This is a genomic window from Deltaproteobacteria bacterium (assembly GCA_016218975.1).
Classification (GTDB): Bacteria; Desulfobacterota; Deferrimicrobia; order Deferrimicrobiales; family Deferrimicrobiaceae; genus JAENIX01.
The window spans coordinates 22142-28615 of record JACRCO010000058.1; the positions used below are offsets into that span (position 1 = coordinate 22142).

General features: G+C 57.9%; 4 protein-coding genes. 1 reads left to right on the plus strand and 3 read right to left on the minus strand.

The annotated features are described in order from the left end of the window. Positions 1-24: 24 nt before the first annotated feature. A complete protein-coding gene (locus HY896_08290; GenBank protein ID MBI5576349.1) occupies positions 25-1416 on the minus strand; it encodes an NADH:flavin oxidoreductase in 1392 nt (463 codons plus the stop codon). 432 nt (positions 1417-1848) lie between these two features. Here HY896_08290 and prpR point away from each other — a divergent pair, with 432 nt between their 5' ends. Further along, on the plus strand, positions 1849-3783 hold the full coding sequence (gene prpR, locus HY896_08295; GenBank protein ID MBI5576350.1) for a propionate catabolism operon regulatory protein PrpR: 1935 nt from the start codon (positions 1849-1851) through the stop codon (positions 3781-3783). A gap of 22 nt (positions 3784-3805) precedes the next feature. Here the strand turns inward: prpR and HY896_08300 are convergent, their stop codons facing one another. Beyond that, the gene (locus HY896_08300; protein ID MBI5576351.1) at positions 3806-5776 is read right to left on the minus strand and encodes a 4Fe-4S dicluster domain-containing protein; all 1971 of its coding nucleotides are present in this window, start codon (positions 5774-5776) and stop codon (positions 3806-3808) included. Positions 5777-5800: 24 nt separating this feature from the next. Next, positions 5801-6474: hypothetical protein (locus HY896_08305; GenBank protein MBI5576352.1), on the minus strand; the 674-nt coding region annotated here is incomplete at its 5' end.

The following is a 6474-nucleotide window of genomic DNA, read 5'->3' on the forward strand; positions in this document are numbered from 1 at the left end:
ATAGTTAACGATCGCCCGGCGGCTCTATCGGGGCCCCGGCCCCCGGAACGGCCTCCAGCATTTCTCCACGAATTCGATCTCGCTGCGCCACCATTGCGTGTTGTACAGCGAAGGCATCCTGGCGTGCTCCAGGACCTTCGGGATCAGCCGCTCCCCGGTTTTCCACGGCCCCATTTTGTATTCCTCGATGAGGTACTCCCTCCCCAGGTTCGGGTTCAACGGACAGGCGAGATACATCCCGGCCAGCCCGCGCAATATGCAGATATTGCACCTTGCGCAACGGACGATTTCCTCGGGCTTTCCGGCCGCGAGCTTGTTGGGATACTCCGGGTCGCACAACATCTGCCGTCCAAGCGCGGAAATATCGAAAGCGCCTTCCCCGATGTCCTTGTCGGCTTTCACGGGGTCATGCTGCGACGCCACGATGATCGGTACCTTCAGCGCCTTCTTGAAATCCCTCCCGTGCTCCGGAATATGCGCGGCACGGTCGGCGTCCGGGATCTGATGACCGCACTCTTCGAGCCCGCCTCCATCGGACAAATGGATGCAATCCACTCCCCTCGCTTCGAGGTCCCTGGCCACGTCGATCATTTCGTCGCGGCTCAACCCCCCTTCCATGTGCTCCTCGGCGCTGATACGGACAACCAACGGTACGCCCTGGATCGCATAGCGCACTATCTCGACCAGTTCGTTGAGGAAACGCTTCCTGTTGCGCCACTCGCCGCCGTACAGATCGGTTCTCTTGTTGCTGAACGGCGAAAGAAATTCATGGCAGAGGAACCCGTGCCCCGCATGGATCTCGATCATGTCGAAACCGCATAAAACGGCCAGTTGGCAGCTGTTGGCGAATTCCCTCTGTTCGCTGCGTATTTCGGATATGCTCATCTCCCGCGTCATGGGGCCGACGAGGAACTCCCGTCCCCGCATGTCCACCGACAAGGCGCCCGCCATGGCATCGAACATTTTTTCCTTCGTCATTTCGTAAGGTAAACCGGCCGTCGGCGCCGGCACTTCCGCATCGCGCTCGTAGGGCGTCGATTGCCGCCCGGAACCGGGGCTCATCTGGGCGCACGCCGCAGCGCCGAAATAGTGGACTCGTTCCGCATAGAGAGTAGGGCCGAGTTGATGGCCTGGATGGAACAGGGACATGGTGCGGCCCACCGGAAACTGCGAAGCCAATTTGGTCCCGAGGAAAACGCCGCTGATTACAAGGCCGGGCCCCCCTTTGGCGCGGGCTCCGATATAGGCGAGGCACTGCTCCGTTATTTCGCCGTTCGGGCCGCTCATGTACGTCTGCATGGGCGCCACGGCGATCCGGTTCTTCAGTTCCACGGGTCCGATTTTTATGGGCGACAGGAGATTACCGAATGTTTTCCCCGGACCGGACCCTGAATCCATCGCCGGCTTTGTTTTCATGAGTTTGCTTTCCTTTCGGGGGGAGAATTTTTACGGCCAAAGGACCGATGTTTGTTTCCGTTCGCAAGCTTCCTGGCGGGCTCTATCAACCCGGACCGGGTATAGCAGCAATATGCGGGCCATCGGCGCATGGCCGCCTGGCGTTCTCTCATCCTGCCACCGATCTTTCAACTATCCAATTGCAAAGGAATTTTCTCCCGTATGGAGCCCTTACCGGGTCCCTTGGACAGAATTGAATGATTATGGTGTTCACTTGTGCAATTTGTCCGTTGCATGCATGAAACGCTCGTGTTAAGTTTTGCAAACGATGTTTAGTCTATTCCGCCGCGACGTGTGCCTATTGTACTGCAATTTCTATTCATTCCTGATTGAAATACAGCGGCTCTCCCCCCATCCATGTCGAAATATCGAAGAAAAAGGAGCATATCGCCCATGAACCCGATGTCCTCCGCCAAACCCCGTATATGCGCGATCAGCCATGTCCGAGCAAGCCGGATCATCAGCGCCTATCTCCCGAATTACACGAACCTTGCGGACATCCGGATCATCAACCAGACGTTCGATGGCGCTCTGAAGGCCGCGCGCGACCTGGAAAAAGCGGGAGAAGTGGATGTTTTCTTAAGCGGCGGCTCGAACGGAGAGTACCTGCGGAACAACGTTTCCGTTCCCGTGGTTTTGATTAAAGTCACCGGGTTCGACATTCTGAAAGCGCTCGTCAAAGCGAGAAAAGTATCCGATCGCGTCGCGATCGTCACCTATAAGGTAACGAATCCGGAACTTGAAATCGTCAAGCAGGCGCTGAACATTTCCTTGGAGCAACGTTCTTATACTACGATCGAAGACGCGAAGGATTGCTTCCGCGATCTCGTCGCGGATGGATATAAAGTCATCGTCGGGTCAAGCATCATCACGGAGCTTGCGGAACAGCATGGTTTGACCGGAATCCTGCTGTATTCCGAGAATTCGATCTGCCGGGCGCTTGAAGATGCGATCGAGATCGCACGGATAACGAAAATAGAAGAAAACCGAAGGGAACGGCTGAACACGATTCTTCGAAATCTCAATGAAGGTGTTGTCGCGGTGGACATGGAGGAAAAGGTCCAATCCATCAATCCGGCGATGGAAAAATTATTGGATATCCCCCATAAGTCCGCCAACGGAACGTCCCTGAGCAGCATTGTAGACCTGGGCCTCCAGGAGACCCTTCGCACGGGAATGGGCAAATTGAATCAAATACAGAAAGTCGGATATAGAACCATCGTGGCAAGTCGTATCCCGATCTTCGAATTGGGCGTCCAGACCGGCGCTGTGCTGACTTGCCAGGATGCGACGATCATTCAACAGGCGGATCGCAGCATACGCTCTCAAAGCAAGATGCGAAATACCACGGCAAAATATGAACTGACCCAGATCCTGGGAACGTCTGCCCCGATCCAGCGAGCAAAAGTGCTGGCGAATCAATATGCGAAAACCAAATCCACGATTCTTATCACAGGAGAAACCGGTACCGGAAAAGAACTTTTTGCGCAGGGGATCCATAACGCGAGCCCGCGGAAAAACAATCCGTTCGTGGCGATAAACTGCGCGGCGTTTCCGGAAACGCTTCTGGAGAGCGAGCTTTTCGGACATGAGGAAGGAGCGTTCAGCGGCTCGAAGAGGGGAGGAAAAGCCGGCCTTTTCGAGGCGGCCCACACCGGGACCATTTTTCTCGATGAGATCGGAGACATGCCCTTCCCCCTTCAAACACGCCTGCTGCGCGTCCTCCAGGAGAAGGAGATCCTCCGCGTGGGCAGCAACGAACCGATGCAGGTGGACATCAGGGTGATCGCGGCAACCAACCGTAACCTGAAGCAAAGGGTCTCCGACGGGAATTTCAGGGAGGATCTTTTTTATCGGCTGAATATCCTCTGCATCAATCTGCCTCCACTGAGGGAAAGGATTCAGGATTTGCCGCCGATCGCCGCCCACTTGTTGAACAATTCCTTCCGCCGCCTCGGGTCGAACCTCGTGGAAGAAAAATTGCTGGAGTTTTTATTGCCTTATTTCCGGAATTATTCCTGGCCGGGGAACATCCGGGAACTTGAAAATGTGATAGAACGCCTGGCTCACTATCACGTCGACCGTGGGCTTCCGGACACGGTCGACATCCCCCATTTGCAGAGCATTATTCCGGAAATATTCTCCATCGGCAAGCCGCCGGAACTCGAGGGAGGCGAGTCGGCGCAGTTGAAAACCATCAGCAAGGCGAACGAGGCGATGCACATAGAGAGGGTCCTGGCGGAGTGCGGCGGCAACTATGCGGAAACCGCCAGGAAGTTGGGGATCAGCCGAACCACCTTATGGAGAAGACTTCACCAAAACATGTAACGGGATCAAATGGATGGGCGTGTCATCGAACCGCTTCGACCACCAGTTCCGCTACGTCGACGGTCCTTATCCGCTCACTTGGGTCCTTAAGCTTGACGCCGTCCTCCATCATGGTGAGACAGAAGGGGCAGGCGGTTGCAATCGATTCCGCGGCGGTACCCAGCGCATCCCCGGATCTCCTGACATTGATCCTCTCCCCGATTCGTTCTTCCAGCCACATCCGGCCTCCCCCCGCCCCGCAGCAAAAACTCTCCCTTGAGGATGCGGGCATTTCGGTCAACCGGAATCCAAGCGCCTTCAGAATCTCCCTTGGCGCCCGATAACCGTCGTTATACCGTCCAAGGTAACAGGGATCCTGGTATGTGACAGGTCCTCTCGCCTCCTTCTTCACCTCGATCCGCCCGGTCTCGATGCATCGGGCGAGCCATTCCGTGTGATGGATCACCTCGAAGCGACCGCCGAGTTGAGGGTATTCGTTCTTCAACGCATGGAAACAGTGGGGGCAATGGGTGATCACCTTCTTGATCCCATATCCGTATAACGTATCGATGTTCTCCCGGGCCAACGATTGGAAAAGGTATTCGTTCCCCAGTCTGCGGGCGGATTCCCCGCAGCAATTCTCCTCCGGGCCGAGAATGGCGAAATCCACCCCGGCGCGGCTCATGATGCCGCTCATCGCAACGGCGACCCGCCGGTTTCGATCGTCGAAGGAACCTGCGCATCCGGTCCAGAAGAGATATTCCGGCGGCCCGTCCTTCGATACGACCTTGACGTCCAGCCCGCTGCACCAGTCCGCCCTTTTCGTTCGGCCGATCCCCCACGGATTTCCGCTGGACTCCATATTCCTGAATACGGGAATCAACTCCGTCGGGAATTTGCTTTCCATCAAAACGCGGCGGCGCCGCAGTCCCACGAATTTCGGAACGTGCTCCACGAACACAGGGCATTGCTCCGCGCATGATCCGCAGGTTGTGCAGGCCCAGAGGGCGTCTTCTTCGATCAAATCTCCGACAAAGCCATCGCCGGAAATCATTCGTCCCTTCTCCGTCGCCTGAGCCTTCAAGTTCCGGATGAGTTTCCCGGGAGACAATGGTTTCCCCGTCACGTGGGCGGGGCAGTTATCCTGGCAACGGCCGCACAGGACGCAGGCGTCGGTATCGAGCAGATCCTTCCAGGTAAAGTCGTCGATGGCGCCCACGCCGAAACGCCGGATCCCTTCGTTCTCGAGATCCAGAGGGGTCAAAACACCTTTTTGCCCCAGTGGCCTGAAAAAAGTGGTCAGCGGCGCGGCGACGACGTGAATCAACCTGGAAAAAGGGATATAGCCTATAAACCCAAGGGCGAGCGAGGAGTGCGCCAGCCATGCGATTTCATGTGCGCGATTCAGTTTCCCGGAAGCCGCGCCGCGGAGCAAATGAGCTATCGCGTTTCCGACCGGAGCCCAGCCTCCCCACGGGTCTTGCGTCGCCGCAATCCGTAGACTCTCGACTATGAAACCGGTGACCGCGATCCCGGCCGGCAGCGCGAGGACGATGCCGTCCTCCGCCCGGCTGTCGAGCCCTTGTTCCCGCCTGCGGTATCGACGATCGATGGCAGCGAGGAGGCCGACCAGCATCCCCGTCCCGGCCAGGTCCATGGCAAGTTTGAACCATGGATATAACCGCCCTTGCAGCAGCTTCACTTCCCAATGTGCCTGGAGGGCGACGATGATGGTTCCGGCGAACAGGACCGCCATGCCCCAAAATACCAACAGGTGCGTCAAGCCGGCCCGCCGGCGGCGCAGGATCCGCCCCTGGGCGAAAACGAAAGCCATTGTGGACATCGTCCTGTACCATAAGCGGTCGTTTCGGCCGGCGGGCTGCCCCTGCCGCCACACGGAATATTTCCGATACATTCCGAAGAGGAAGACAGCCGCGGCCGCACAAGACAACAAGTAGAGGAGTTCACGGCTTTCGACATTCCAGAAAATTTCCCGGGACGCGATCCTCTCCATGACGCTATTCCGCCCCGTTTCCCTTCACGGAAGGAATACCAGTTTTTCATCCAGCAGCCGTTTTACGACCTGCAGCGTGGACTGCCGGTCAGGGCATTGGTGGAGATTGCCTTCTTTCTTCGCCTGCGCGCCGCCGGAAAGAATCCTCTGGAGCCGTGCGACGACGGGTATCCCGGTGACGGCTCCCAGCGAGCTCCGCCGTCCGGGTTTGGGAGGGGTCACCCTCTCCAATCGAATCAGCGGTCGAGGCGCTTCCTCCAGTCCGATCATCCCGAGATCGACGCTTCGTATCGGAGCTTTGCGGGCGGCGCGGCGATCCGGGTAGAGCGGATACCGCAGGGGGGGACCTTTATCGATTACGACCAGAGCGGGCAGGGAACAGGTAACCGTGAGCAGCCTTCCGGGAATCCGTCGTTCCACCCGGATGGAATTCCCTTCCGGGCCTGTCCCTACGTCGCGGGCGCACGTGACCTGCGGCAGTCCCAGGAGTTCCGCAAGAATCGGCAGCGTCTGCGCATGCTCGACGTCCGCCCGGCGCCAACCGGCAAGGATCAGGTCGAAGGGGAGCCTTCGGACCGCCGCTGCAAGGATCGACGCCACTCCGTGCGGGTCCGCTCCCTCGATACCTTCCCCCCATACCCGTTCGACCTCGTCCGCTCCGACGGCCAGGCACTCTCGAAGTACGCTTTCGGCGGCGG